This is a genomic window from Enterobacter sp. HK-058-C-ECC (assembly GCF_047531125.1).
GTDB lineage: Bacteria > Pseudomonadota > Gammaproteobacteria > Enterobacterales > Enterobacteriaceae > Enterobacter > Enterobacter quasiroggenkampii.
Genome location: NZ_JBLKCH010000001.1, coordinates 823,742 through 848,609, shown reverse-complemented (window position 1 = coordinate 848,609; position 24,868 = coordinate 823,742). Strand labels below are relative to the sequence as shown.

Annotated in this window: 26 protein-coding genes and 1 rRNA gene; 17 read left to right on the top strand and 10 right to left on the bottom strand. The window is 55.2% G+C overall.

The genetic code is table 11. The annotated features are described in order from the left end of the window. Together rrf and ACMWJS_RS04150 are read left to right on the top strand one after the other, a co-directional pair. A 5S ribosomal RNA gene (gene rrf / locus ACMWJS_RS04155) occupies positions 1-89 on the top strand; the annotation flags it as partial. A gap of 209 nt (positions 90-298) precedes the next feature. Further along, complete coding sequence (locus ACMWJS_RS04150; RefSeq protein WP_045908524.1) at positions 299-1,594, top strand: MFS transporter; 1,296 nt, start codon at positions 299-301, stop codon at positions 1,592-1,594. Here the strand turns inward: ACMWJS_RS04150 and ACMWJS_RS04145 are convergent. From ACMWJS_RS04145 to trxC, 5 genes are all read right to left on the bottom strand, one after another. Continuing rightward, positions 1,591-1,914, bottom strand: a complete 324-nt coding sequence (locus ACMWJS_RS04145) for a YfiM family lipoprotein (protein ID WP_044597783.1) — start codon at positions 1,912-1,914, stop codon at positions 1,591-1,593. The two genes, ACMWJS_RS04150 and ACMWJS_RS04145, sit on opposite strands and share 4 nt — an antisense overlap. Before the next feature lie 46 nt (positions 1,915-1,960). After that, complete coding sequence (gene pssA, locus ACMWJS_RS04140) at positions 1,961-3,316, bottom strand: CDP-diacylglycerol--serine O-phosphatidyltransferase (protein ID WP_023294337.1); 1,356 nt, start codon at positions 3,314-3,316, stop codon at positions 1,961-1,963. A gap of 110 nt (positions 3,317-3,426) precedes the next feature. Further along, positions 3,427-6,090, bottom strand: a complete 2,664-nt coding sequence (locus ACMWJS_RS04135; protein ID WP_414746652.1) for a bifunctional acetate--CoA ligase family protein/GNAT family N-acetyltransferase — start codon at positions 6,088-6,090, stop codon at positions 3,427-3,429. A 35-nt stretch (positions 6,091-6,125) separates the two neighbouring features. Continuing rightward, the gene (gene tapT / locus ACMWJS_RS04130) at positions 6,126-6,824 is read right to left on the bottom strand and encodes a tRNA-uridine aminocarboxypropyltransferase (RefSeq protein ID WP_048226270.1); all 699 of its coding nucleotides are present in this window, start codon (positions 6,822-6,824) and stop codon (positions 6,126-6,128) included. A gap of 69 nt (positions 6,825-6,893) precedes the next feature. Continuing rightward, on the bottom strand, positions 6,894-7,313 hold the full coding sequence (gene trxC, locus ACMWJS_RS04125) for a thioredoxin TrxC (RefSeq protein ID WP_045908528.1): 420 nt from the start codon (positions 7,311-7,313) through the stop codon (positions 6,894-6,896). Between the two features lie 204 nt (positions 7,314-7,517). Between trxC and ACMWJS_RS04120 the strand changes: the two genes are divergently transcribed. Next, positions 7,518-8,618 carry a tRNA/rRNA methyltransferase gene (locus ACMWJS_RS04120; protein ID WP_008502192.1) on the top strand — a complete coding sequence of 367 codons (1,101 nt, stop codon included), beginning with the start codon at positions 7,518-7,520 and terminating at the stop codon, positions 8,616-8,618. Between the two features lie 40 nt (positions 8,619-8,658). Here the strand turns inward: ACMWJS_RS04120 and ung are convergent, their stop codons facing one another. Beyond that, positions 8,659-9,348 (bottom strand): uracil-DNA glycosylase, encoded by a 690-nt coding sequence (gene ung / locus ACMWJS_RS04115; protein WP_023333064.1) that lies wholly within the window; start codon positions 9,346-9,348, stop codon positions 8,659-8,661. A 314-nt stretch (positions 9,349-9,662) separates the two neighbouring features. Here ung and grcA point away from each other — a divergent pair, with 314 nt between their 5' ends. Then, positions 9,663-10,046, top strand: a complete 384-nt coding sequence (gene grcA, locus ACMWJS_RS04110) for an autonomous glycyl radical cofactor GrcA (protein WP_008502190.1) — start codon at positions 9,663-9,665, stop codon at positions 10,044-10,046. Positions 10,047-10,096: 50 nt separating this feature from the next. Here the strand turns inward: grcA and srmB are convergent, their stop codons facing one another. After that, positions 10,097-11,425, bottom strand: a complete 1,329-nt coding sequence (gene srmB, locus ACMWJS_RS04105; protein WP_023344704.1) for an ATP-dependent RNA helicase SrmB — start codon at positions 11,423-11,425, stop codon at positions 10,097-10,099. A gap of 132 nt (positions 11,426-11,557) precedes the next feature. On the opposite strand from srmB, the gene trmN reads away from it, so the two are divergent. Then, positions 11,558-12,295 (top strand): tRNA(1)(Val) (adenine(37)-N(6))-methyltransferase TrmN, encoded by a 738-nt coding sequence (gene trmN / locus ACMWJS_RS04100; protein WP_045908530.1) that lies wholly within the window; start codon positions 11,558-11,560, stop codon positions 12,293-12,295. On the opposite strand, the gene nadB is transcribed toward trmN, so the two are convergent. Next, a complete protein-coding gene (gene nadB / locus ACMWJS_RS04095) occupies positions 12,280-13,899 on the bottom strand; it encodes an L-aspartate oxidase (protein WP_025912839.1) in 1,620 nt (539 codons plus the stop codon). The genes trmN and nadB overlap by 16 nt on opposite strands. 343 nt (positions 13,900-14,242) lie before the next feature. On the opposite strand from nadB, the gene rseD reads away from it, so the two are divergent. The 12 genes from rseD to acpS all read left to right on the top strand — a co-directional run bounded on the left by rseD (position 14,243) and on the right by acpS (position 23,655). Further along, the gene (gene rseD, locus ACMWJS_RS04090; RefSeq protein WP_223605340.1) at positions 14,243-14,326 is read left to right on the top strand and encodes a rpoE leader peptide RseD; all 84 of its coding nucleotides are present in this window, start codon (positions 14,243-14,245) and stop codon (positions 14,324-14,326) included. After that, a complete protein-coding gene (gene rpoE / locus ACMWJS_RS04085; protein ID WP_006176728.1) occupies positions 14,323-14,898 on the top strand; it encodes an RNA polymerase sigma factor RpoE in 576 nt (191 codons plus the stop codon). Before rseD ends, rpoE begins: the two co-directional genes overlap by 4 nt. A 31-nt stretch (positions 14,899-14,929) precedes the next feature. Next, positions 14,930-15,580 (top strand): anti-sigma-E factor RseA, encoded by a 651-nt coding sequence (gene rseA, locus ACMWJS_RS04080; RefSeq protein ID WP_008502186.1) that lies wholly within the window; start codon positions 14,930-14,932, stop codon positions 15,578-15,580. Then, positions 15,580-16,533 carry a sigma-E factor regulatory protein RseB gene (gene rseB, locus ACMWJS_RS04075; RefSeq protein ID WP_023308851.1) on the top strand — a complete coding sequence of 318 codons (954 nt, stop codon included), beginning with the start codon at positions 15,580-15,582 and terminating at the stop codon, positions 16,531-16,533. The genes rseA and rseB overlap by 1 nt, the downstream gene beginning before the upstream one ends. Beyond that, positions 16,530-17,006, top strand: coding sequence for a SoxR-reducing system protein RseC (gene rseC / locus ACMWJS_RS04070; RefSeq protein WP_032653064.1), 477 nt, complete (start codon positions 16,530-16,532; stop codon positions 17,004-17,006). Before rseB ends, rseC begins: the two co-directional genes overlap by 4 nt. A 184-nt stretch (positions 17,007-17,190) precedes the next feature. Further along, positions 17,191-18,990, top strand: a complete 1,800-nt coding sequence (lepA, locus tag ACMWJS_RS04065) for a translation elongation factor 4 (protein WP_008502183.1) — start codon at positions 17,191-17,193, stop codon at positions 18,988-18,990. Between the two features lie 15 nt (positions 18,991-19,005). Further along, positions 19,006-19,980, top strand: a complete 975-nt coding sequence (lepB, locus tag ACMWJS_RS04060; protein ID WP_045908532.1) for a signal peptidase I — start codon at positions 19,006-19,008, stop codon at positions 19,978-19,980. Positions 19,981-20,202: 222 nt separating this feature from the next. Continuing rightward, positions 20,203-20,883, top strand: a complete 681-nt coding sequence (rnc, locus tag ACMWJS_RS04055) for a ribonuclease III (protein ID WP_003860711.1) — start codon at positions 20,203-20,205, stop codon at positions 20,881-20,883. After that, positions 20,880-21,785 carry a GTPase Era gene (era, locus tag ACMWJS_RS04050; RefSeq protein ID WP_069719826.1) on the top strand — a complete coding sequence of 302 codons (906 nt, stop codon included), beginning with the start codon at positions 20,880-20,882 and terminating at the stop codon, positions 21,783-21,785. Before rnc ends, era begins: the two co-directional genes overlap by 4 nt. A 17-nt stretch (positions 21,786-21,802) precedes the next feature. Then, positions 21,803-22,510 carry a DNA repair protein RecO gene (gene recO, locus ACMWJS_RS04045; protein ID WP_414746651.1) on the top strand — a complete coding sequence of 236 codons (708 nt, stop codon included), beginning with the start codon at positions 21,803-21,805 and terminating at the stop codon, positions 22,508-22,510. Between the two features lie 33 nt (positions 22,511-22,543). After that, positions 22,544-23,275, top strand: coding sequence for a pyridoxine 5'-phosphate synthase (gene pdxJ, locus ACMWJS_RS04040; RefSeq protein WP_045908533.1), 732 nt, complete (start codon positions 22,544-22,546; stop codon positions 23,273-23,275). Further along, on the top strand, positions 23,275-23,655 hold the full coding sequence (acpS, locus tag ACMWJS_RS04035; RefSeq protein ID WP_008502178.1) for a holo-ACP synthase: 381 nt from the start codon (positions 23,275-23,277) through the stop codon (positions 23,653-23,655). The genes pdxJ and acpS overlap by 1 nt, the downstream gene beginning before the upstream one ends. Here acpS and ACMWJS_RS04030 read toward each other — a convergent pair. Both ACMWJS_RS04030 and ACMWJS_RS04025 read right to left on the bottom strand, forming a co-directional pair. Further along, on the bottom strand, positions 23,652-23,912 hold the full coding sequence (locus ACMWJS_RS04030; protein ID WP_008502177.1) for a YfhL family 4Fe-4S dicluster ferredoxin: 261 nt from the start codon (positions 23,910-23,912) through the stop codon (positions 23,652-23,654). The two genes, acpS and ACMWJS_RS04030, sit on opposite strands and share 4 nt — an antisense overlap. 46 nt (positions 23,913-23,958) lie before the next feature. Continuing rightward, positions 23,959-24,807: a MurR/RpiR family transcriptional regulator gene (locus ACMWJS_RS04025; protein WP_414746650.1), complete on the bottom strand. Its 849-nt coding sequence runs from the start codon at positions 24,805-24,807 to the stop codon at positions 23,959-23,961. Positions 24,808-24,868 lie beyond the last annotated feature (61 nt).

Sequence of the window (24,868 nt, the reverse complement as noted above, 5' to 3'; positions counted from 1 at the left end):
CCTGACCCCATGCCGAACTCAGAAGTGAAACGCCGTAGCGCCGATGGTAGTGTGGGGTCTCCCCATGTGAGAGTAGGGAACTGCCAGGCATCAATTAAGAAGAACCCCGTACCGGAACGTGCGGGGTTTTTTGCTTTTGTTTTTCCACTCTGGCTTTTGTCTTAATCCCTTATCCTGCTAATGGAATGTGTGATCTCTGTCTCAATGTGATTTATAACAAAATTATAACATTTCATTTACGAGGTTATTGAGTCTCCTGGCTCAATACGCCGCAGTTTATGGCAGGAGCATAATCACAATGACAGAAAGCATGACATCAAACGGGACGCTGGCTCACAGTGATACCCGAAGAAGGGTATGGGCAATCATCAGCGCCTCTTCAGGGAATCTGGTTGAATGGTTCGACTTTTACGTCTACTCATTCTGTTCACTCTACTTCGCACATATTTTCTTCCCCTCCGGCAACACCACCACGCAGCTGCTACAAACGGCAGGAGTCTTCGCCGCAGGCTTCTTGATGCGACCCATCGGGGGTTGGCTGTTCGGCCGTATTGCGGATCGTCGCGGGCGTAAGGCCTCTATGCTGATCTCGGTGTGCATGATGTGCTTTGGCTCGCTGGTGATCGCCTGCTTACCGGGATATGCATCGATTGGTACCTGGGCACCGGCGCTACTTTTGCTGGCCCGCTTATTCCAGGGATTATCGGTGGGCGGTGAATACGGTACCAGTGCAACCTACATGAGTGAAATTGCACTGGAAGGCCGTAAAGGTTTTTACGCCTCATTCCAGTACGTCACGCTGATTGGCGGTCAACTGCTGGCCATTCTTGTGGTGGTGATCCTGCAGCAAATTCTGACGGACGAACAACTTCACGCCTGGGGATGGCGGATCCCTTTCGCAATGGGCGCTGTACTGGCGGTCGTTGCACTTTGGCTACGCCGTCAGCTAGATGAAACCTCTCAGAAAGAGGTCAGGATGCTGAAGGAGGCGGGAACATTCAAAGGGTTATGGCGTAACCGCAAAGCTTTCCTGATGGTGCTGGGCTTCACTGCAGGCGGCTCTCTCAGTTTTTATACGTTCACCACCTATATGCAAAAATACCTGGTAAACACCACCGGCATGCACGCAAACGTCGCCAGCGTGGTCATGACCGTGGCACTGTTTGTCTTTATGCTCATACAGCCGATCGTCGGCGCGCTCTCGGATAAAATTGGCCGACGTACGTCGATGCTCATTTTTGGCGGATTGTCGGCATTATGTACCGTCCCCATTCTGACTGCGCTTCAGCATGTCTCTTCACCGTATGCTGCCTTTGCGCTGGTGATGGTGGCGATGGTGATTGTCAGTTTCTACACCTCCATCAGCGGGATACTGAAAGCCGAGATGTTCCCGGCGCAGGTCCGTGCGTTAGGGGTCGGGCTCTCTTATGCAGTCGCCAACGCGGTGTTTGGCGGATCGGCGGAGTACGTAGCGCTGTCGCTTAAATCATGGGGAAGCGAAACGACATTCTTCTGGTACGTAACGGGAATGGGGGCACTGGCGTTTGTTGTCTCCCTGATGCTGCATCGCAAAGGGAAAGGCATTCGACTTTAATACCGCGCCATCTGCCATACGGCATAGCCGGTCGTTGCGCCAGCGACATCCCAGGCAAAATCTTTCCAGCTCCAGCCGCTCCCTGCGGGGCGGCTATCCCACAGTTCTTTTGATGCCCCAAGACCTACTGAGAACATCAGCCCGATCGCCGCGCTACGGTCCCGGCTGTATCCCTGATGCTGGGCATATTCATTACCGGCTGCGGACAACATCGCGGAAGCGAGAAAATGCTGTGCTTTATCCTGTCCGGACCAGCTATCGTTGGCCATATGGCTACAGCCACTCAGGAAAATGACACTCAGTAACAAAGGAATACGCATCAACGGGCCCCATAAAAAAAGCCCTGCGGGTGACAGGGCCTGGACATTACAGAATACGGCTGATAAGTCGGTCGATACGGATACGACGTAAGCGGCGAATAAGCTTGCGAACTTTCACCGGATAATCAGCAATGCTCTGCAGTTCGCGGTAGTGATTCACCACGGTTGTATGGGTGCGAATCAGCTCCAGCTCGCGCTCACGTTGGGCGGCTAACTCATGCTGCGGGTCATGGATCAGGATAGCGTTTTCCAGATCCAGTCGCCACGCGCGCGGGTTCAGGTTGTTACCGGTCAACAGCATCCACTCATCGTCGACCCACATGCCTTTCAGATGGTAACTATTGTCTTCATCTTTCCAGAGACGCACAACCAGCTGGTCAGTGTTGACGTAATACTGTAAGCGGCTCAGGAAACGGCGAAGGTTAATCTCATAGAGATAAGGCAATGCACCGATGATTTTGAACGGCTGATCTTCGGGAATAAAGAAGTCGTTTGCCGTTTTATCACCCACGATGATTTCCACTTTTTTACCCTCGCGCAGCAGCTGAATGATATTACGCACCAGCACGGCAGGAAGGTTGAAATACGGCGTGCAGATAGTGAGTTTCTGCTCCGCGCACGGCATCAGATGGAAAATCGTTTTGTTCAGCAGGCTTGATTTGCCGAGCCCTACCAGCGGGGTAACGGATAACTCTTCGTTGTTCGCATCGCCCTGGAAATGATAGACCGCATCGCGCAGCTCCTGGCGGAAGGCGCGAACATCATTTTTGATTTCCGGACTTTTAGGGCGCTCGGGATCGTCAAGACGATTAACGCCACGGCCATGAACCAGATTTTTATCAACCCAGTTGAACATGATATCGGCCATCTGCGGATTACGGATCAGATGGTAGCGGTCATAGCGATATTTATCGAGCTGATGAAGGTAAACATCATTGAGACTGGCGCCGCTGTAAAGCACGCTGTCATCGATGATGAACCCCTTGAAATGAAGAACGCCGAGCGCTTCACGGGTATTCACCGGGACGCCATAAACAGGCACGTCAACGCCAGGATTTTCCTGCGCTGTGCGGCAATACCAGTCAGCATTGGTGTTTGACGCGGCAGCGCCAATACGGCCACGCTGGGCGCGATGCCAGTCTACCAGCACGCGTACATCCAGTTCCGGACGCTGACGTTTGGCTTCATAAAGCGCGTTCAGGATCGCGCGCCCGCCTTCATCCTGTTCAAGATACAGTGCCACAATGCAAATGCGTCGCGTGGCGCTGGCAATCTTTTCCAGAAGCGTCTCCCGAAAATGAGCGGGAGCGTAAAAGAACTCTACATCATCAACTGACTGAGAAATCTTCGGTAGTTGAGCAAGGTGTTGTTGATGTTTATTACGCTTAAATTTTGACAACATCACAGTGCGTTTCTTCTCTGTTCATTGAAGGGTTGTCTGTACTATGCAAACAACATAAGCGGACAATGATACCACCAGTCCCGTCCAAAGTGGGTAACATTTCCAGTAGCTTACTCGCGTTTGTCTGCTGATGTCAGACTAAGGGACAAGGCAACAATACCTTCGTCCAGCTGAATATCAACGTCAAAACCAAGTTTTCGCGCCAGGGTCACCATACCGCGATTGTTAGGCATAGTAATGCCATTAAGGCGTAACAATCCGTGATCTCGCGTATAACTGATGAGTTTTTCCAGCAGTCGTCTTCCCAGGCCCAGACCTTTAAGATCGGAGCGTACCAGCACGGCAAACTCCGCATCGACGTTATCCGGGTCAGAAATCGCACGCGTGACGCCGAGGATCTCATCACCCTTATCGGCGCGACGAACGGCAACAAACGCCATTTCTCGATCGTAGTCGATCTGGGTCATATTGGCTAAATCATCGTGGGTAAATTCGTTGATTTCGCTAAAATAGCGATAATAAAGATCCTCTTTCGTGACCTGAGAGATAAAGGCCCGCAGCTGGGGCTCATCTTCCGGCAGAATAGGGCGGAACAGGGCGCGTTCCCCATTTTTCATCTCAACCCACTCCTCCAGCTGCAGGGGATACGGGCGGATCGCAAGACGGCTCTCTCTGTCTCCTTCGAATTGCGCGATATCCAGGGTCACGTCCAGAGCCGTAAACTCATTGCCGGAGGCGAGCAGCGGATGAATGTCCAGCCGCTGGATCTCGGCACAATCCACAATCAGGTTAGAGATCTGCACCAGGAACTGACTTAGCCCGGCAATATCAAGCGGACGCAGCGCGCTCCGGCCGCGGATCTTTTTGCTTTTGATCGCCTGGATAATCAGATAACGCGCCAGGTTCATGTTCAGCGGCGGTAACGCCACCACGGCCTGTTCCTCCGGGCGCCACTCCACACCGCCTTCCCCCAGCATGATGAGCGGGCCGAAGACGGGATCGTGTTCGACCACCACCCGTAACTCCTGAGCGCCTGCGCGGTTAGCCATGCTTTGCACCAGCAAGCCGTGGATCCTTGCCTGTGGCCACGCCATTTTGACCCGGTCAAAAATGGCATCTGCGGCCTGCTGCACCTCAGCCGCCGTACGCAGGTAGAGCATCACCCCCTGAACGTCAGACTTATGCGGAATATCCGGGGAGCGCAGCTTCAGGGCAACCGGATAGCCAATCTGCTCGGCAATATGCACGGCCTCAGCGCTGTCGCTGGCGATCCAGGTCGGCAGGGTCTGCATCCCGTAGCTGCCCAGAATGGGCTGGACTTCATGCGTATCCAGCGATGTCGCGCCTTCTTCGATTGCCTGCTGCAACAGCCGGTGAACGTCGACGGTATTGGCCGTCAGATTACCGGGCAACGCTGGCGTCTCGCGGAGCTGTTTCTGGTTGCGGCGATATTCCACCATATGCATAAACGCGGTAATGGTGCCTTCCGGCGTGCGGTAGGTTGGCAGTCCGGCTTCGCTGAACAGACGTCGCGCCTCCTGCGAAGAAAACTCTCCGCACCAGTTGGTCAGCAGGGTGACATATTTGCCTCGCGGATGGTTGCGCACCGCCTCAATGAGCGCACGCGCGCTTTCGCTGCCCGGCGCGACCGCGCTGGGGGAGTGGATAATCATCAGCGCATCGAAATCCTGGCTATCCAGCAAAATGGAAATGGCCTTGATATAGCGCTCGCTGCTGGCATCATCGCGCAAATCAAGCGGATTGCCGGGCGTCACGCTGGTCGGAAGCGCGTCTTTCAGGCGCTGCAGCGTCTCTTCACTCGGCGTGGCCAGCTTGCCGAAGCGCCGCCACAGCTCATCCAGGGCGAGTGCGGCAGGGGCGGCGCCGTTACTGACAATCATTAACTTCTCGCCGCGCAACGGGCGCATATGGCTTAACGTCTCAACGGCGGAAAAAAGCTCGTGCGTATCCTGTACCCGCAGCAAACCCGCGCGCTGAATGGCGGCGTCCCAGGCGGGATCCATGCCGGAATGCGAATGCAGCAGACGCTGTGCCGCAGGGCTGCGTCCGCTTTTGATCACCAGGATCGGCTTATTGCGCGACGCGCTTCGCGACGCCGAGACAAAACGACGCGCGTCGCTGAGGTGTTCAAGATAAAGCAGGATCGCACTGGTTTTGCCGTCGCGCGCCAGAAAATCCAGCAGCTCATCAACGTCGATATCCAGGCTGTCACCGAGCGCAATGAAGTAGGAGAATCCCATTTCACGCTGCTGCGCCCAGTCGAGAATGGTGTTCGATACCGCAGCCGACTGCGAGATAAAAGCGAGCTTGCCTTTGCGGATTGGAACCGGAGAGAAGCTGGCATTCAGCCCCTGCCAGGGGGCGAGCAGGCCCAGACTGTTTGGCCCAAGAATGCGCATTTGATAGCGGCTGGCGCAGGCCAGAAGCTCGGCTTTCTGTTCAGGCGGAGACGAGAGAATAATGCAGGTTTTACAACCTTTCTTGCCGAGCGATTCCAGCAGTTCCGGATTACGTTTTGCGTTTGTACACAGTACGGCCAGATCCGGTACGAAAGGCAGGCTCTGTACATCAGGCCATGCAAGCACCCCCTGAACGGCTTTATACGCCGGTGTGACGGGCATGACGGGGCCATTAAATCCCCCGGCCAGCAGGTTGCGCATCATCAGATAGCCAGCACGATCCGGTTTCATTGATGCGCCGATGACGGCAATGGATTTAGGACGAAGTAGCGCTTCTAACCCTCGCTGGCTCATGCAGGCCTCCTGTGAATGCAAGCGACCTGATGATTTTAAACGCTTTCCGTCTCGGCTGCTGTGACGCTGCCCTTATGAACGGTTTTTCCCGCCAGATAGCGTTCCCGGAAACAGGAGAAATGGTTGCCCAGGGCGTGAGCCGCAGCGGTATCACCCGCCAGGTCCAGAAGCGCAATGGCCACTTCGGCGGTGCAGTATTGCCCGTCAGCATGCGCTTCACGCAGGCGATAGGCGGAGACGCGGGACAGATCGACAGAAATCACCGGCAGTGCGTCGAGATACGGGCTTTTACGAAACATTTTTCGCGCTTCGGTCCAGGTGCCGTCCAGCATAATAAACAGCGGTGGTTTACCGGCTGGCGGCGTCGAAAGCACCTGGCGATCGACACCTGCATATGATGCAGGGAAAACGACCATCGGTTGATAGTCCGGGCTTGCCACTAAGTCGAGCAGCGCCTGAGGGGGCTCCGTACGGGACCACTGAAATGCCGCGGTATCCGGCAGAATATCGGCAATGAGGCGACCGGTATTACTGGGCTTCATCGGCTCGGTATCAAACATGACCAGACAAAAACGGCTCTGAGCCGTACTCGGTGCCAGCGTCTCGCACAGGCAAACCTTCAGCGGCAGCAGGCAGCGCTGACAGCGGCGAATACGGTTTCCGCGCGCGAGGAAGGGGCGGGTAGCGCGCGCAAGGCGTTCGGCGCGTAATTGAAGAACAGCGTTATCAGTCATGGGCGAAATGCAGGAAAAACCCTATTTTCGCAGAGGCGAGAACGGGGCACAAGATGTGCCCCGAGAATGTTACAGCGACTCGTTTAACCAGCTTTCAAAAGGCGCTTTAGGCACCGCACCGTTGAGCATATCGAGCACTTCACCATTTTTGAAAATCATAATGGTCGGGATGCTGCGAATGCGAAAACGGGCGCTCAGTTCGGGTTCAGCCTCAGTATTGACCTTAACGAAACGTATTTTTCCGCTGCGCTCTTCGGCCACGTCTTCGAAGATCGGCGCGAAGCTCCGGCATGGGCCGCACCAGGGCGCCCAGAAATCAACCACAACAGGAAGATCGTCCTTGAGGAGTTTGTCCAGCGTAGCACCCGTCGCGTTAATGACCTCGCCATCAAACAATTCATGGCCGCAGCGTCCGCATTTCGCACCATCTTCAATCCGATCGTCCGGAATGCGGTTAAGAGCCTGACAGTTGGCACATACGGTATTCATAACTAACCTCTGATAGAGCCGTGGGACAGCGGCAAGATGCCGATAATGTTTCTAATATGTTACATATTATCAATGAGCCTGTTTGAAACAACAATGCGTTTTATTCAATGAGAACAATAGTCACAGGCTTTTGTACGAAATTATGGCTATGCGCTGGCACATCGGGTAATCTGCGCGCTTCGCGCAGCGCTGGTGGAGAAAAGCATGAACGACGAAATGAAAAATAAAAGCGGCAAGGTCAAAGTGATGTATGTCCGCAGTGATGATGACTCTGATAAACGCACCCAAAATCCGCGTACCGGAAAAGGTGGCGGGCGTCCGGCGTCTTCTCGTGCAGACGGTGGCCGTCGCCCCGCCCGCGATGACAGAAACAACCGCGGTGATGACCGCAAACGTGATGACCGCAAGCGTGACGATCGCAAACGCGATGACCGTCCACGGGATGACTTCTCACGTGATAACGCCTCCCCGTGGCGCACCGTTTCTCGTGCCCCTGGCGACGAAACGCCAGAAAAGGCCGATCACGGCGGTATCAGCGGTAAAAGCTTTATCGACCCGGAAGTGCTGCGCCGTCAGCGTGCGGAAGAGACTCGCGTGTATGGTGAGAACGCCTGCCAGGCGCTGTTCCAGAGCCGTCCTGAATGTATCGTCCGCGCCTGGTTTATTCAGAGCGTAACCCCGCGCTTTAAAGAAGCGCTGCGCTGGATGGCGGCAAACCGCAAAGCCTACCACGTGGTTGATGATGCCGAGCTGACCAAAGCATCCGGTACCGAACACCACGGCGGTGTCTGCTTCCTGATCAAAAAACGTAACGGTACGACCGTTCAGCAGTGGGTCAGTCAGGCGGATGCCGATGACTGCGTGCTGGCGCTGGAAGACGTGGGCAACCCGCATAACCTGGGCGCAATGATGCGTAGCTGCGCGCACTTTGGCGTGAAAGGCGTGCTGTTGCAGGATGCCGCGCTGCTGGAATCCGGTGCCGCGATCCGTACTGCGGAAGGCGGAGCTGAACACGTACAGCCGATCACCGGCGACAGCGTGCTGGATGCCCTTGAGCAGTTCCGTAAAGCGGGTTATTCCATCGTGACCACCTCGAGCCATGCCGGTACGCCGCTGTTTAAAGCGACGCTGCCACGCAAAATGGTGCTGGTGCTGGGTCAGGAACGCGATGGTCTGTCTGATGCGGCGCTCTCCAGTGCGGATCTGAGCGTCTCTATTGATGGGACAGGCAATGTGGAAAGTCTGAACGTATCCGTTGCGACCGGTGTACTGCTGGCCGAGTGGTGGCGTCAGAATAAGGCATAAGCCTCTTCATGTGCCGGGGCCGACCCGGCACATTCAAATACTATTCGCTCTCTGCCGGTAACACAGGCATCCAGTCAATGGGCGTTTCGCCACGTTTTTCCAGCCATTCGTTCGCCAGAACAAAATGATTACTGCCAAAGAAACCGCGATGTGCAGACAGCGGTGACGGGTGCGGCGCTTTCAACACGTGATGACGCTGACGGTCAATAATCGCCCCTTTCTTCTGCGCGTGCGATCCCCAGAGTAAAAACACGACCCCTTCACGGTGTTCGTTGATCAGGCTGATGACTTTATCGGTGAATGTCTCCCAGCCCAGGCTGGCGTGCGAGTGCGCCTGGCCGGCCCGAACGGTGAGTACCGTGTTCAATAACAGCACGCCCTGACGCGCCCAGCTTTCCAGGTAGCCATGGTTTGGTCGGGTAAACCCGGGCACGGTTCCCTCAAGCTCTTTATACATGTTGAGCAGAGAAGGGGGGATCGCCACGCCGGGACGTACGGAAAACGCCAGCCCATGCGCTTGACCCGGGCCGTGATAGGGATCCTGGCCCAGAATGACCACTTTCACATCGCTCAGTTCGGTGTAGCGAAAGGCGTTGAACACATCTTTCTGCGGCGGGTAAATCGTCTGTCCGGACTGGCGCTCAGCCGCAACGGTGCTGAGCGTATTGATAAAATAGGGCTGCTGCTTTTCTTCTGCCAGCACGTCATGCCAGGTTAAAGGTGTCGTCATCTCGCTCTCCTGCGAATTTCAATCTCTGACTAGCTTACCTGTTAAAGCCCGGTGAGCAAAATAGCACACTGAAATACGCGCTAAGTGGCTAAATTTATGTTGAAAATATGCAGGTTGAATTGAATTGGTAAGGTCGTGAAATTGATCTAAAGCAATAAATTCAAACCACACTCTTTATGTGGTTGGTGTTTTTGTTGATTTAAATCAATAAATCACCGGGGTGTGAATGATATATATACACACAAGAAACAATGGTTTTACCAATTGGCCGCGAGAGGCCGACATCAGTTAATGTAGCCTAAGGGAGGCAACACATGATTACAGGTATCCAGATTACTAAAGCTGCAAATGACGATCTGCTCAACTCTTTCTGGCTGCTGGACAGCGAGAAAAACGAAGCGCGCTGTGTCGTCGCGAAAGCGGGTTTTGCTGAAGATGAAATCGTGCCGGTGAGCAAACTGGGCGAAATCGAATACCGTGAAATTCCAATGGAAGTGAAACCGGAAGTGCGCGTGGAAGGTGGTCAGCACCTGAACGTAAACGTACTGCGTCGCGAAACGCTGATGGACGCGGTTGAGCACCCAGAAAAATACCCACAGCTGACCATTCGCGTGTCCGGCTATGCGGTACGCTTCAACTCTCTGACCCCAGAACAGCAGCGCGACGTTATCGCGCGTACCTTTACTGAAAGCCTGTAAGGCTTCAGCTACGGGGGGAATAAAAAAGCCGGGGATTTCCCCGGCTTTTTTTACTCTTCCGTTTTTGTCTCTGGTGCAGCAGAGCTTGGCTTACGGCGCTTACCAATATTTTTGGTGTCGCGGTGGCGCTGCTTCACGCGTGGTTTCTCTTTTTCTTTCTCTTTTCTCTCAGCACGTTTCGCGAGCGCTTTCTTGGACGGTTTACCCGTCATTTTTTCACTCGGCGCACGTGTGGTTGGGCGCAAGCCATCAATAACCCGCGCTTTCAGCGGCTCGTCAACATAGCGGCCAATTTTCTGCAGCAGCAGGTAGTCATGCGCTTCGACCAGTGAGATAGCAATCCCTTTGCGGCCCGCGCGGCCGGTACGGCCAATACGGTGCAGATAGGTATCGCCGCTGCGCGGCATATCGAAGTTAATGACGTGGCTGACGTCAGGGATGTCAATCCCGCGAGCGGCAACGTCTGTGGCAACCAGCACGTTAACGCGGCCATCGGTCAGGCGCTTAATGCCTTCGGTACGCTTGATCTGCGCCATCTCGCCTTCAAGATAGCAGTTGTTGATCCCGGCGTTACGCAGCATTTCTGCCAGCTCGTGCACGCGCTCGCGCTTACGGACAAACACGATTGTGCGCAGCGCATCTTCCTGCTTCAGCAGGTGTTTGAGCAATTCGACCTTGTGCTCAAGGTTGTCCGCGCGGTAGTACCACTGGTGGATCTTCTTACGCTCACGGGTGGACGGCGTCGCCGACACTTCTACCGGATCTTCCAGCAGACGCTCTGCGAAGTCTTTAATCGCTTCCCCTTCGAGGGTGGCAGAGAACAGCATCGTCTGGTTACGCCAGCGCGTTTCACCCGCAATATGCTCGATATCCTGTGCGAAGCCCATGTCCAGCATACGGTCGGCTTCGTCGAGGATCAGCGTTTCAACCGCACGGCAGTCGAAGTTCTCTTCTTTAATGTACTGCAGCAGGCGGCCCGTCGTCGCAACGACGATGTCCTGGTTTTCGCTGAACACTTCGGCGTGGTTCATATACGCAACGCCGCCGGTGATGGTCGCGATATCCAGATGGGTATTTGCCGCGAGTTCACGCGCGTGATCGGCCACCTGCATGGCCAGTTCGCGCGTCGGCGTCAGGATTAAAATACGCGGCGGGCCAGATTTTTTACGTGGAAAATCGAGCAGATGCTGCAACACAGGCAGCAAATAGGCTGCTGTCTTCCCCGTGCCGGTTGGCGCAGAACCGAGCACATCGCGGCCCTCAAGCGCAGGCGGAATGGCCGCTGCCTGAATGGCGGTCGGGCGTGTAAAGCCTTTGCTCTCAAGTGCATTGAGCAGGCTTTCATCGAGTTCAAGTTCGGAAAAAGTCGTTACAGTCATGTTCTACCTCTGTGTGGGGCGCTGATTATAGACGTTACGGCTGTAATCTTCATCTGTTTGTATGGATATCGCTTTTCGGCCACTTCGCTTTCCCCTATGCTACTCCAGTTTCACTTAGAAGGTTGCTCCGACATGTCTCAACTCAAAGCGCAGCTGCGCCGCGATGGTTTTACGTTTAAACAATTTTTTGTCGCTCACGATCGCTGTGCCATGAAGGTCGGTACGGACGGTATTTTACTGGGCGCGTGGGCGCCTGTCGCAGGGGTTAAGCGTATTCTTGATATCGGTACCGGCAGCGGGCTGGTGGCGTTAATGCTGGCGCAGCGCACGGAAGAACATGTCACCATCGATGCCGTCGAACTGGATGCGCAGGCGGCAGAGCAGGCAAGTGAAAATGTGGCCGAATCTCCCTGGGCTGCCCGCATGAAAGTGGACTGCGCCGATGTGCTCGCCTGGGCGCCTGAACAAACCGCGCGTTACGACCTGATCGTCAGCAACCCTCCCTACTATGCGCCCGGCGTTGAGTGCGGGACACCCGAGCGCGAACAGGCGCGTTATACCCGTTCCCTCGATCATAAAGCGCTGCTCACCAGTGCGGCCGAACTCATCTCCGAAGAAGGCTTTTTCTGCGTGGTCCTGCCAGAGAGTACCGGCAACACGTTCATCGGTATCGCGCAGGAGATTGGCTGGACGTTACGTCTGCGTACCGATATTTCGGATACGGAAGGCCGACTGCCACACCGCGTGCTGCTGGCGCTCTCGCCGAAAGAGGGTGAATGCTTTAACGATCGAATGGTGATCCGTGGGCCAGACCAGCGGTATTCCGAAGATTACACTGCCCTGACCCAGGCGTTTTATCTGTTTATGTAAACCTGCGGGGCGAGGATCGACGGGCCGGACTCCGCAAGCTGATCCGGATAGTCCAGCGTATAGTGCAACCCGCGGCTCTCTTTACGCATCATCGCGCAGCGAACGATCAGCTCGGCAACCTGCACCAGATTGCGCAGCTCCAGCAGATTATTCGATACGCGGAAATTGGCATAATACTCATCAATTTCCTGCTGCAGCATGGTGATGCGGCGCAGCGCGCGCTCAAGACGTTTCGTGGTGCGCACAATCCCGACGTAATCCCACATGAACAGCCGTAGCTCATGCCAGTTATGCTGGATCACGACCAGCTCGTCCGGATTTTCCACGCGGCTTTCATCCCAGGCAGGCAGGCGCTCTGTCTCGCGGGCGTAGGGCATGCGTTTGGTGATGTCTTCTGCGGCCGACCAGCCGTAGACCAGGCACTCAAGCAGCGAGTTAGACGCCATACGGTTCGCGCCATGAAGCCCGGTATAGCTGACCTCACCGATAGCATACAGGCCATCGACATCGGTACGCCCATGATCGTCAACCATCACCCCACCGCAGGTATAGTGGGCGGCTGGCACAATTGGCACCGGATCGCGCGTTAAATCGATGCCAAGGTTGAGCAGCTTTTCGTAAATCATCGGGAAGTGCTGGCGAATAAACTCTGCAGGTTTGTGGCTGATATCAAGATACATGCAATCCACGCCAAGACGCTTCATTTCATGGTCGATGGCGCGGGCAACGATATCGCGCGGGGCCAGTTCGCCACGGGCGTCAAAGTCCGGCATAAAGCGGGTGCCGTCAGGGCGTTTCAGATAGGCGCCTTCGCCGCGCAGGGCTTCCGTCAGCAGGAAGTTGCGTGCCTGAGGATGGAACAGGGCGGTTGGGTGAAACTGATTGAACTCAAGGTTCGCCACCCGGCAGCCGGCGCGCCAGGCCATCGCGATACCGTCTCCGGAAGCAATGTCCGGGTTCGTGGTGTACTGATACACTTTAGAGGCACCGCCCGTGGCCAGCACTACAGCTTTCGCCTGGCAAGTTTCCACCTTCTCTTTATTGCGGTTCCAGACCCAGGCGCCCACCACGCGACGCGTGCCCGGCAGGCCAATCTTGTCGGAGATAATCAGGTCAACGGCGTTACTTCGTTCAAGCACCCGAATATTAGGATGGCTCAGCGCCTTGCCGACCAGCGTGGTCTCCACTTCTTTCCCGGTGGCATCCGCTGCGTGCAGGATGCGGCGGTGGCTATGACCGCCTTCGCGCGTCAGGTGGTAGCTCTCTTCACCGTTGGGTTGAACCTGCGTATCGAATAAGACGCCCTGGTCGATGAGCCACTGCACGCAATGGCGGGCATTGCTGGCGACAAACTCTGCGGCGTGCGCATCCACGATCCCGGCCCCGGCAATCAGCGTATCGTCGACGTGGGAGGCAATGCTGTCTGTCTCATCAAACACGGCGGCAATCCCGCCCTGGGCATAAAACGTGGAACCCTCGCTTATCGGCCCTTTACTCAGAACGATAACGTTTTGATGCTCGGCCAGGCGCAGCGCCAGAGAGAGACCGGCAGCGCCGCTGCCGATGATCAGTACATCACAATGGAGTTCAGGTGTTGTGTTCATGATTGTTGTTTAATTTACTAAACAGTGTTGGGCCAGAATAGCACCTGAATGCGATTTATCGCACGTTTTTTTTAATGGCTGTTGCAATGACTAAACGCGTAAGCAGAGGTAAACGGAGGGTAAATGAGTGAAATTATTTTGCGAAGCAGATCGTTAGCGTCAGATTTTGTGATGAAATAAAGACTGGGTTGCGTTACTCTTCTGGCGGGAAAAAGATGTTTCTTGTCAGAAAGTGGTGCGTATCGTGAACAGACTTATAATGAGAGAAAATGAACAGTCTGCGGCGCGATGAACAAAAACAAAGGCGTTACGGAACTTATTGAAGATCAGACGCTCTAATTCGGTGCTTGCTCAAAGTGCGGTATTTTTAGAGTGGCGTTTCGATAACGCGTGGAATTTAGGTTTGGGGAGACATTACCTCGGATGAGCGAGCAGTTAACGGACCAGGTCCTGGTTGAACGGGTCCAGAAGGGAGATCAGAAAGCCTTTAACTTACTGGTGGTGCGCTACCAGCATAAGGTGGCGAGCCTGGTTTCCCGCTATGTACCGTCAGGCGATGTGCCTGATGTGGTGCAAGAGTCTTTTATTAAGGCCTATCGCGCGCTGGATTCGTTCCGGGGAGATAGTGCTTTTTATACCTGGCTGTACCGTATTGCGGTCAATACGGCAAAGAATTATCTGGTCGCTCAGGGCCGTCGTCCGCCTTCTAGTGATGTGGACGCAATCGACGCCGAAAACTTCGAAAGTGGCGGCGCATTGAAAGAAATTTCGAACCCTGAGAACTTAATGTTGTCAGAAGAACTGAGACAAATCGTTTTTCGCACGATCGAGTCGCTCCCGGAAGATTTACGCATGGCAATTACGTTACGGGAGCTGGATGGTCTGAGCTATGAAGAGATAGCCGCTATCATGGATTGTCCGGTCGGCACGGTACGTTCACGAATTTTCCGTGCGCGAGAAGCTATTGATAATAAAGTTCAACCGCTTATCAGGCGTTGACGATAGCGGGATACTGGAAAAGGTATTAGGCATGCAGAAAGAAAAACTTTCCGCTTTAATGGATGGTGAAACGGTGGATAGTGAGCTGCTCAACGAGCTGTCTCATTCTCCCGAAATGCAAGAGACCTGGGAGAGTTACCATCTCATCCGTGACACCCTTCGCGGTGACACCGGCGAGGTTCTCCATTTCGATATCTCAGCCCGCGTCATGGCGGCGATTGAGAATGAGCCTGTTCATCAGACCACTCCGCTGATTCCTGAAGCTCAACCCGCGCCTCACCAGTGGCAGAAAATGCCATTCTGGCAAAAGGTGCGTCCGTGGGCCAGCCAGCTTACCCAAATGGGTGTGGCTGCATGCGTATCGCTTGCAGTTATCGTTGGCGTCCAGCACTATAATACTCAGTCTGAAACTAATCAGCAGCCAGAAGCGCCAGTGTTTAACACACTGCCGATGATGGGCAAAGCCAGCCCGGTAAGCCTGGGCGTACCGGCTGATGCTTCCGCCAGCGGCGGTCAGCAACAGCAGGTTCAGGAGCAGCGCCGTCGCATTAATGCGATGTTGCAGGATTACGAGTTGCAGCGTCGTCTGCACTCTGAACAGCTTCAGTTTGAGCAGGCGCAGACACAGCAAGCTGCTGTGCAGGTGCCCGGAAACCAAACTTTAGGAACGCAATCGCAGTAATGAAGCAACTTTGGTTCGCCATGTCTCTGATGGCGGGTAGCCTGTTCTTCTCTGCCAACGCCTCGGCTGATGTATCATCCGGGGCGTTGTTGCAGCAAATGAATCTGGCCAGCCAGTCACTCAACTACGAGTTGGCATTTATCAGCATCAATAAGCAGGGCGTCGAGTCGTTACGCTATCGCCATGCCCGTCTTGATAACCAGCCGCTCGCCCAGCTTTTACAGATGGATGGCCCGCGTCGGGAAGTTGTCCAGCGTGGTAACGAAATCAGCTATTTCGAGCCCGGCCTGGAGCCTTTCACGCTGAATGGCGACTATATCGTTGATTCTCTGCCGTCACTCATTTACACCGACTTCAAACGGCTGGCCCCTTACTACGATTTTATCTCGGTAGGGCGTACGCGTATTGCGGACAGACTGTGTGAGGTGATCCGCGTTGTCGCCCGGGATGGAACGCGCTACAGCTATATTGTCTGGATCGACGCGGAAACCAAACTCCCCATGCGTGTAGACCTGCTTGACCGTGACGGTGAAACGCTGGAACAGTTCCGCGTTATCTCCTTCAGCGTGAACAATCAGGTTGGCAACAGCATGCAGAATCTGGCTAAGGCCAGCCTGCCGCCGCTGCTTTCCGTTCCGGCAGGCGATTCCGTTAATTTCAACTGGGTACCTGCCTGGATCCCACAAGGGTTTAGCGAAGTGTCCAGCAGCCGTCGTCAACTGCCAACGATTGAAACGCCGGTGGAATCGCGCCTCTATTCCGATGGTTTGTTCAGCTTCTCGGTGAATATCAATCGCGCAACGGCAAACAGCGCCGAACAAATGCTGCGTACCGGGCGCCGTACGGTGAGCACAACGGTACGCGATAACGCAGAGATCACCATTGTAGGTGAACTTCCTCCGCAAACGGCGAAGCGCATCTCCGACAGCATTAAATTCAGGGCCGCACAATGATCAAAGAGTGGGCGACGGTAGTCTCGTGGCAAAACGGCATTGCGCTGGTGAGCTGCGATGTAAAAGCCTCATGCAATAGCTGCGCATCCCGAGCCGGTTGCGGTAGCCGCGTGCTGAATAAGCTCGGGCCGCAAACATCGCACACGATTTCTGTGCCAAGCGAACAGCCGCTGATGGCCGGGCAGAAGGTTGAACTGGGCATCGCGGAAGGCAGTCTGCTCAGCTCCGCCATGCTGGTCTATCTCTCTCCGCTGATCGGGCTGTTTATTATGGGCGGCGTTTTCCAGATGCTGTTTGGCACCGACGGAGCCGCCATGTGCGGTGCCGCATTAGGTGGTCTGGGGGGATTCTGGCTTGCCAAAGGCCTCTCCCCGACGCTTGCCGCGCGCGAGGAGTGGCAGCCTGTTATTCTCAGCGTTGGGCTGGCACCAGACCAGCTTCGCGTAGAGACGCTCTCTTCTGAGGCCCGGTGATTCATCGGGCTTTATCATTTTTACGTCTTAAAACAGAAAACGTCCTTTCTTCACGCTATACCTGGCGCTAAGTCCATTTCCAGGTAGCGGAGATGTAGTGTAGAATGCTGCGTTTTCGCACTGAAAAACGTCAGGCTAAGAACAGCGGCCTCCAGGAATTCGTAAGGCATAATTATTTAACTATATGAAGAACATACGTAACTTTTCGATCATTGCTCACATTGACCACGGTAAGTCGACGCTGTCTGACCGTATTATCCAGATTTGCGGTGGCCTGTCTGATCGTGAAATGGAAGCCCAGGTTCTGGACTCCATGGACCTGGAACGCGAACGCGGTATCACCATCAAAGCGCAGAGCGTCACGCTGGATTACAAGGCGGCTGATGGCGAAACCTATCAGCTGAACTTTATCGACACCCCAGGCCACGTTGACTTCTCCTATGAGGTTTCACGCTCGCTCGCGGCCTGTGAAGGCGCGCTGCTGGTAGTCGATGCCGGGCAGGGCGTAGAAGCCCAGACCCTGGCAAACTGCTACACCGCGATGGAAATGGACCTCGAAGTTGTGCCGGTTCTGAACAAGATTGACCTGCCAGCCGCCGATCCTGAGCGCGTCGCGGAAGAGATTGAAGATATTGTCGGCATTGACGCGACCGATGCCGTGCGCTGCTCTGCTAAAACCGGTGTCGGCGTGACCGACGTGCTGGAACGCCTGGTGCGTGATATTCCGGCCCCGGAAGGCGATCCGGATGCCCCGCTGCAGGCGCTGATTATCGACTCCTGGTTCGATAACTATCTGGGCGTTGTCTCCCTGGTGCGTATTAAAAACGGCACCATGCGCAAAGGCGACAAAATCAAGGTTATGAGTACCGGACAGGTCTACAACGCCGACCGTCTGGGTATCTTCACGCCAAAACAGGTTGACCGTACCGAGCTGACATGCGGCGAGGTAGGCTGGCTGGTATGCGCCATCAAAGACATCCTCGGTGCGCCGGTGGGCGATACCCTGACCGGTGCGCGTAACCCGGCAGAAAAAGCGCTGCCAGGCTTTAAAAAGGTGAAGCCGCAGGTTTACGCGGGCCTGTTCCCGGTCAGCTCTGACGACTATGAAAACTTCCGTGATGCGCTTGGCAAGCTGAGCCTGAACGATGCGTCCCTGTTCTACGAGCCAGAAAGCTCAACGGCGCTGGGCTTCGGCTTCCGCTGCGGCTTCCTCGGCCTGCTGCACATGGAGATTATTCAGGAACGTCTGGAGCGTGAATACGATCTGGACCTGATCACCACCGCGCCGACGGTAGTGTATGAAGTTGAAACCACCTCGAAAGAAGTGATCTACGTCGACAGCCCGTCCAAGCTGCCACCGCTGAACAATATTCACGAGCTGCGTGAGCCTATTGCCGAATGTCACATGCTGCTGCCGCAGGAATTCCTGGGTAACGTCATTACGCTGTGCATTGAGAAGCGCGGCGTGCAGACCAACATGGTTTACCACGGTAACCAGGTCGCGCTGACCTACGAAATCCCGATGGCGGAAGTGGTACTCGACTTCTTCGACCGTCTGAAGTCCACCTCCCGAGGCTATGCGTCACTGGATTACAACTTCAAACGCTTCCAGGCCTCCAACATGGTGCGTGTGGACGTGCTGATCAACGGCGAGCGTGTGGATGCGCTGGCGCTGATCACCCACAACGACAATGCGCCATACCGTGGTCGCGAGCTGGTTGAGAAGATGAAAGATCTGATCCCGCGTCAGCAGTTCGATATTGCGATTCAGGCGGCCATCGGCAACCATATTATCGCGCGTTCCACCGTGAAACAGCTGCGTAAAAACGTTCTGGCGAAGTGCTATGGCGGTGACGTCAGCCGTAAGAAAAAGCTGCTCCAGAAGCAGAAAGAAGGTAAGAAGCGTATGAAGCAGGTCGGTAACGTCGAGCTGCCGCAGGAAGCATTCCTTGCCATCCTTCATGTTGGTAAAGACGGCAAATAACCCTAAGGAGTTGGCATGGCGAACATGTTTGCCCTGATCCTGGTCATTGCTACCCTGGTGACGGGTCTGCTGTGGTGTCTGGATAAGTTTATCTTCGCCCCAAAACGTCGTGAACGTCAGGCTGCCGCACAGGCAGCCACAGGCGATGGTATTGACGCGAAAACCCTGAAGAAAGTCGGTCCGAAACCGGGCTGGCTGGAAACGGGCGCCTCGGTGTTTCCGGTGCTGGCGATTGTGCTGGTGGTACGTTCGTTTATTTACGAACCGTTCCAGATCCCATCAGGTTCAATGATGCCAACGCTGCTGATTGGTGATTTTATTCTGGTAGAGAAGTTTGCCTACGGCATTAAAGATCCTATTTACCAGAAAACGCTGATCGAAACCGGTCATCCGAAACGTGGCGACATCGTGGTGTTCAAATATCCGGAAGATCCGCGCCTGGACTACATCAAGCGTGCGGTAGGTCTGCCGGGTGACAAAGTGACTTACGATCCGGTTGCGAAAGAAGTCACCGTTCAGCCAGGCTGCAGTTCCGGTACCGCATGTGAAAACGCGCTGCCAATCACCTACTCAAACGTGGAGCCAAGTGATTTTGTGCAGACCTTTGCCCGCCACAACGGCGGTGAAGCGACCAGCGGATTCTTCCAGGTACCGAAAGGCGAAACCAAAGATAACGGTATCCGTCTGGTTGAGCGCAAAGAGACGCTGGGCGACGTGACGCACCGGATCCTCACCGTGCCAATCGCGCAGGATCAACTGGGTATGTACTATCGTCAGCCGGGCCAGCAGCTGGCAAGCTGGATTGTACCGCCGGGCCATTATTTCATGATGGGTGACAACCGCGATAATTCTGCTGACAGCCGTTACTGGGGCTTTGTGCCGGAAGCGAACCTCGTCGGTAAAGCGACCGCAATCTGGATGAGTTTTGAGAAGCAGGAAGGCGAATGGCCGACCGGCGTACGCCTGAATCGTATTGGCGGAATCCATTAATTCTCACTAAATGAACGTGTAGCCGCTAATTAAAGCGGCTACACGAATTATTTCACCGATAAATCTCTTCGAACTAACGACATCCCCTGTCGTTGTGTATAGAATATTCCCCCGAAGTTTAAGGTTGGCCCTGCAAGGGTGCCACGGCACACGAAACCGCGTTGGTTTTCTCAGGTCGGTTTCGTGTGCTGCATTTTTGACGCATTCATTTATTGGTATCGCATGAACCCCATCGTAATTAATCGGCTTCAACGGAAGCTGGGCTACACTTTTCATCATCAGGAGTTGTTGCAACAGGCATTAACCCACCGCAGTGCCAGCAGCAAACATAATGAGCGTCTCGAGTTTTTAGGCGACTCTATTTTAAGTTTCGTGATTGCGAATGCGCTTTATCATCGTTTCCCGCGTGTGGATGAAGGGGATATGAGCCGCATGCGCGCCACGCTGGTTCGGGGTAATACCCTTGCGGAAATCGCGCGCGAATTTGAACTGGGCGAATGTCTGCGTCTTGGGCCGGGTGAACTGAAAAGCGGCGGCTTCCGTCGTGAATCTATTCTTGCCGATACGGTCGAAGCATTAATTGGTGGTGTGTTCCTGGACAGCGATATCCAGACCGTCGAAAAGCTGATCCTGAACTGGTATCAGACCCGTCTGGACGAAATCAGCCCGGGCGATAAACAGAAAGATCCCAAAACGCGCCTGCAGGAATATTTGCAGGGTCGTCATCTGCCGCTGCCATCTTATCTGGTGGTGCAGGTTCGTGGCGAAGCGCACGATCAGGAATTTACCATCCATTGCCAGGTCAGTGGCCTGAGTGAACCGGTGGTGGGCACAGGTTCAAGCCGTCGTAAGGCTGAACAGGCTGCCGCCGAACAGGCGTTAAAAATGCTGGAGCTGGAATGAGCGAAGACAAGACCTATTGCGGATTTATTGCCATCGTCGGACGTCCGAACGTTGGCAAATCTACTCTGCTGAATAATCTGCTTGGGCAGAAAATTTCCATCACCTCGCGTAAGGCGCAGACCACGCGTCACCGCATCGTCGGTATCCATACTGAAGGCGCGTATCAGGCGATCTACGTCGATACCCCGGGCCTGCACATGGAAGAGAAGCGTGCTATCAACCGTCTGATGAACAAGGCGGCGAGTAGCTCGATTGGCGACGTGGAGCTGGTGATTTTCGTTGTGGAAGGCACCCGCTGGACGCCGGACGACGAGATGGTGCTGAACAAGCTGCGCGACGGCAAAACGCCGGTCATCCTCGCCGTCAACAAAGTTGACAACGTGCAGGAAAAGGCCGATCTGCTGCCGCATCTGCAGTGGCTCGGTAGCCAGATGAACTTCCTTGATATCGTCCCGCTGTCTGCGGAGACGGGGCTGAACGTGGACACCATCGCGGGCATCGTGCGTAAGCACCTCCCGGAAGCGATTCACCACTTCCCGGAAGAGTACATCACCGATCGTTCTCAGCGCTTTATGGCGTCTGAAATCATCCGTGAAAAGCTGATGCGTTTCCTGGGTGCTGAACTGCCGTACTCTGTGACGGTGGAGATCGAGCGTTTCCAGAGCAACGAGCGTGGCGGCTACGATATCAACGGTCTGATCCTCGTTGAGCGCGAAGGGCAGAAGAAGATGGTGATCGGCAACAAAGGCGCCAAGATCAAAACCATCGGCATTGAAGCCCGTAAGGACATGCAGGAGATGTTCGAAGCGCCGGTTCACCTCGAACTGTGGGTGAAAGTGAAATCTGGCTGGGCCGATGATGAGCGTGCTCTGCGCAGCCTCGGTTACGGCGAAGACCAGTAACGCAAGACGACGAGCATATGGATGGATGGCAGCGCGCCTTTGTCCTGCATAGTCGTCCCTGGAGCGAAACCAGCCTGATGCTGGACGTCTTCACGGAAGAGTCGGGCCGCGTGCGCCTTGTTGCAAAAGGCGCACGTTCCAAACGTTCTAACCTGAAAGGCGCCTTACAGCCTTTCACGCCGCTGCTGGTACGTTTTGGTGGGCGAGGGGAAGTTAAAACCCTGCGCAGCGCCGAAGCCGTCTCCCTGGCGCTTCCTCTCTCGGGCATCACGCTCTACAGCGGCCTGTATGTCAATGAACTCATCTCACGCGTTCTTGAACATGAGACGCGCTTCTCTGAACTTTTCTTTGATTATCTGCACTGTATCCAGGCGCTGGCTGGCGCAACCGGCACGCCCGAGCCTGCGCTGCGGCGTTTTGAACTGGCGCTGCTGGGCCATCTTGGGTACGGGGTCGATTTTCTGCACTGTGCGGGCAGCGGTGACGAAGTGGAAGACAACATGACCTACCGCTACCGAGAAGAAAAGGGCTTTATTGCCAGCATCGTGATCGACAACAGCACCTTTACCGGGCGCCAGCTCCGGGCGCTGTATGAGCGCGAGTTTCCCGATCAGGATACCCTGCGCGCAGCAAAACGCTTTACCCGGATTGCCCTCAAGCCGTATCTTGGCGGTAAGCCCTTAAAGAGCCGCGAATTATTCAGGCAGTTTGTGCCGAAACGTTAGACTACAGAATCGAAAAGAAAACCGAGGATTGTCATGGCTGAATTACTGTTAGGCGTCAACATCGATCATATCGCCACGCTGCGTAATGCGCGCGGCACGGCGTATCCCGATCCGGTTCAGGCGGCGTTTATCGCTGAACAGGCTGGCGCCGACGGCATTACCGTTCATCTGCGTGAAGACCGTCGCCATATCACCGACCGCGACGTGCGCATTCTGCGCCAGACGCTGGATACCCGTATGAATCTGGAGATGGCGGTCACCGAAGAGATGCTGGCGATTGCCTGTGAGACCCAGCCGCACTTCTGCTGCCTGGTGCCGGAAAAACGCCAGGAAGTGACGACCGAAGGCGGTCTGGATGTGGCCGGTCAGCTCGACAAAATGCGCGATGCCTGCAAGCGCCTGGCGGATGCCGGTATCCTGGTTTCGCTGTTTATTGACGCCGATTTCACCCAGATTAAAGCGGCAGCCGACGTGGGCGCGCCGTATATCGAAATTCACACCGGCTGCTATGCCGATGCCAAAAATGATGAAGAGCAGGCGAAAGAGCTGGAGCGTATTGCTAAAGCGGCCACCTACGCGGCGAGCCTGGGTCTGAAGGTCAATGCCGGTCACGGCCTGACCTACCATAACGTGAAGCCCATTGCCGCCATCCCGGAAATGCACGAGCTGAACATCGGTCACGCGATTATTGGCCGTGCGGTGATGAGCGGCCTGAAAGAGGCGGTCTCAGAGATGAAACGCCTGATGCAGGAAGCGCGTCAGTAATGGCCATTCTGGGCTTAGGCACCGATATCGTTGAAATAGCCCGCATTGAAGCGGTGATTGCCCGGAGCGGCGATCGCCTCGCAAGACGCGTGCTGAGCGATAACGAATGGGCCATCTGGGAAGCGCATCAGCAGCCTGTGCGTTTCCTGGCGAAGCGCTTTGCGGTAAAAGAGGCGGCCGCCAAAGCCTTCGGAACCGGCATTCGTAACGGTCTGGCGTTCAACCAGTTTGAAGTGTTTAACGATGAGCTGGGTAAGCCAAGCCTGCGCTTATGGGGCGAGGCGCAAAAGCTGGCCGAGAAGCTGGGCGTGAATCACGTGCACGTGACGATCGCCGATGAGCGCCACTATGCCAGCGCAACGGTGATCATCGAAAGTTAAAGTTTGTCCGCGTGGTGCATCAGGACAAACTTATCCCACAGCTGCTCTTCGCTCTCGACGTGTGCCGGATCCTTCAGGATGGTATTGGGGATCGGGCACACTTTCTGACAGGTCGGCGTTTCATAGTGGCCGATGCATTCGGTGCAGCGGTCGCTGTTAATCTCATAAATGCTGTCGCCCATCGAAATGGCCTGGTTCGGGCATTCGGGCTCGCACATATCGCAATTAATGCATTTTTTGGTAATTAACAGCGCCATCAGGAAATTCTCAGAAACAACACAAACTGGGCGGGCATTATACGCGTCAAACCAGTTTCTTTACCAGTTCTTCGCTGTGGCGAATGCGCTCGGGCGCACGCTCCAGATCCTGCTGCACCAGCGCCATAAACAGCAGGTCCGTCAGCATCATCTGTGCGCTGGTGGACGAGATAGCCGCGCTGCGCGTGGCCTGCTCCTCGGCAATGGTATATAAACAGCGCGTGGCCCGCTGCTGCAGGGCATTCGGCGTAAAACCGGTGATCGCCAGAATTTTACCGCCGACGCGCAGGACCTCATCGGTGGCCATGTTGATCTCGCGGCGCTCGCCGGAATAGGAGATCGCCAGCAGCAGATCGTCAGGATCCATCGCCTGTACGGTCGCCAGCAGGGCGTGCATATCCTGCTCGACGATGGCGTTAAGGCCAATTTTTGTCAGCTTCCAGCCAAAGTTACGCGCCACAAGTCCGGACGCGCCGATGCCGGTCAGAATGATTCGCCGCGCGCCGCGCAGCATCGCCACGCTCTCCAGCAGCTTCTCTTCCGTATTCACATCGAGCGTCGCATGCATGGCCGCCACGTTCTCTTTGATCAGCTTTTCGCCGACCAGCCGCATCGGATCGTCTCCGCGGATCTGATTATGCACCGGCATGGACTGCGGATTGGGGTTACTGACCAGCGCTTCACTGATCGCCAGCTTGAGGGCGGGGAATCCCTTAAAGCCAATCTTCTGCGCAAATTTCACCACGCTGGACTGGCTCACCCCGGCTTCACTCGCCAGCTGCTGCGAGCTGAGATGGCGCGCGTGATCGGGTTGAGAAAGCAGAAAATCCGCCAGCCTCTTGTCGCTTTGGGCAAAGCCTGCGTAGCGCTGGCGAATGCGAATTAAACAGTTCATACGGTCTCCTGGCGAAAATGTGATTATCTGCGCAAATACGGATTTTGCTCGCCTGAATGAA

Coding starts and splice junctions, on each gene's coding strand:
- ung (WP_023333064.1), bottom strand. CDS start 9,348: ATGACGACACCTTTAACCTGGCATGACGTGCTGGCAGAAGAAAAGCAG.
- ACMWJS_RS04150 (WP_045908524.1), top strand. CDS start 299: ATGACAGAAAGCATGACATCAAACGGGACGCTGGCTCACAGTGATACC.
- ACMWJS_RS04135 (WP_414746652.1), bottom strand. CDS start 6,090: ATGAGCCAGCGAGGGTTAGAAGCGCTACTTCGTCCTAAATCCATTGCC.
- era (WP_069719826.1), top strand. CDS start 20,880: ATGAGCGAAGACAAGACCTATTGCGGATTTATTGCCATCGTCGGACGT.
- nadB (WP_025912839.1), bottom strand. CDS start 13,899: ATGAACACAACACCTGAACTCCATTGTGATGTACTGATCATCGGCAGC.
- rseC (WP_032653064.1), top strand. CDS start 16,530: ATGATCAAAGAGTGGGCGACGGTAGTCTCGTGGCAAAACGGCATTGCG.
- ACMWJS_RS04030 (WP_008502177.1), bottom strand. CDS start 23,912: ATGGCGCTGTTAATTACCAAAAAATGCATTAATTGCGATATGTGCGAG.
- lepA (WP_008502183.1), top strand. CDS start 17,191: ATGAAGAACATACGTAACTTTTCGATCATTGCTCACATTGACCACGGT.
- recO (WP_414746651.1), top strand. CDS start 21,803: ATGGATGGATGGCAGCGCGCCTTTGTCCTGCATAGTCGTCCCTGGAGC.
- pdxJ (WP_045908533.1), top strand. CDS start 22,544: ATGGCTGAATTACTGTTAGGCGTCAACATCGATCATATCGCCACGCTG.
- tapT (WP_048226270.1), bottom strand. CDS start 6,824: ATGACTGATAACGCTGTTCTTCAATTACGCGCCGAACGCCTTGCGCGC.
- lepB (WP_045908532.1), top strand. CDS start 19,006: ATGGCGAACATGTTTGCCCTGATCCTGGTCATTGCTACCCTGGTGACG.
- rpoE (WP_006176728.1), top strand. CDS start 14,323: ATGAGCGAGCAGTTAACGGACCAGGTCCTGGTTGAACGGGTCCAGAAG.
- ACMWJS_RS04025 (WP_414746650.1), bottom strand. CDS start 24,807: ATGAACTGTTTAATTCGCATTCGCCAGCGCTACGCAGGCTTTGCCCAA.
- rseA (WP_008502186.1), top strand. CDS start 14,930: ATGCAGAAAGAAAAACTTTCCGCTTTAATGGATGGTGAAACGGTGGAT.
- pssA (WP_023294337.1), bottom strand. CDS start 3,316: ATGTTGTCAAAATTTAAGCGTAATAAACATCAACAACACCTTGCTCAA.
- rseB (WP_023308851.1), top strand. CDS start 15,580: ATGAAGCAACTTTGGTTCGCCATGTCTCTGATGGCGGGTAGCCTGTTC.
- acpS (WP_008502178.1), top strand. CDS start 23,275: ATGGCCATTCTGGGCTTAGGCACCGATATCGTTGAAATAGCCCGCATT.
- trxC (WP_045908528.1), bottom strand. CDS start 7,313: ATGAATACCGTATGTGCCAACTGTCAGGCTCTTAACCGCATTCCGGAC.
- grcA (WP_008502190.1), top strand. CDS start 9,663: ATGATTACAGGTATCCAGATTACTAAAGCTGCAAATGACGATCTGCTC.
- trmN (WP_045908530.1), top strand. CDS start 11,558: ATGTCTCAACTCAAAGCGCAGCTGCGCCGCGATGGTTTTACGTTTAAA.
- rnc (WP_003860711.1), top strand. CDS start 20,203: ATGAACCCCATCGTAATTAATCGGCTTCAACGGAAGCTGGGCTACACT.
- ACMWJS_RS04145 (WP_044597783.1), bottom strand. CDS start 1,914: ATGCGTATTCCTTTGTTACTGAGTGTCATTTTCCTGAGTGGCTGTAGC.
- ACMWJS_RS04120 (WP_008502192.1), top strand. CDS start 7,518: ATGAACGACGAAATGAAAAATAAAAGCGGCAAGGTCAAAGTGATGTAT.
- srmB (WP_023344704.1), bottom strand. CDS start 11,425: ATGACTGTAACGACTTTTTCCGAACTTGAACTCGATGAAAGCCTGCTC.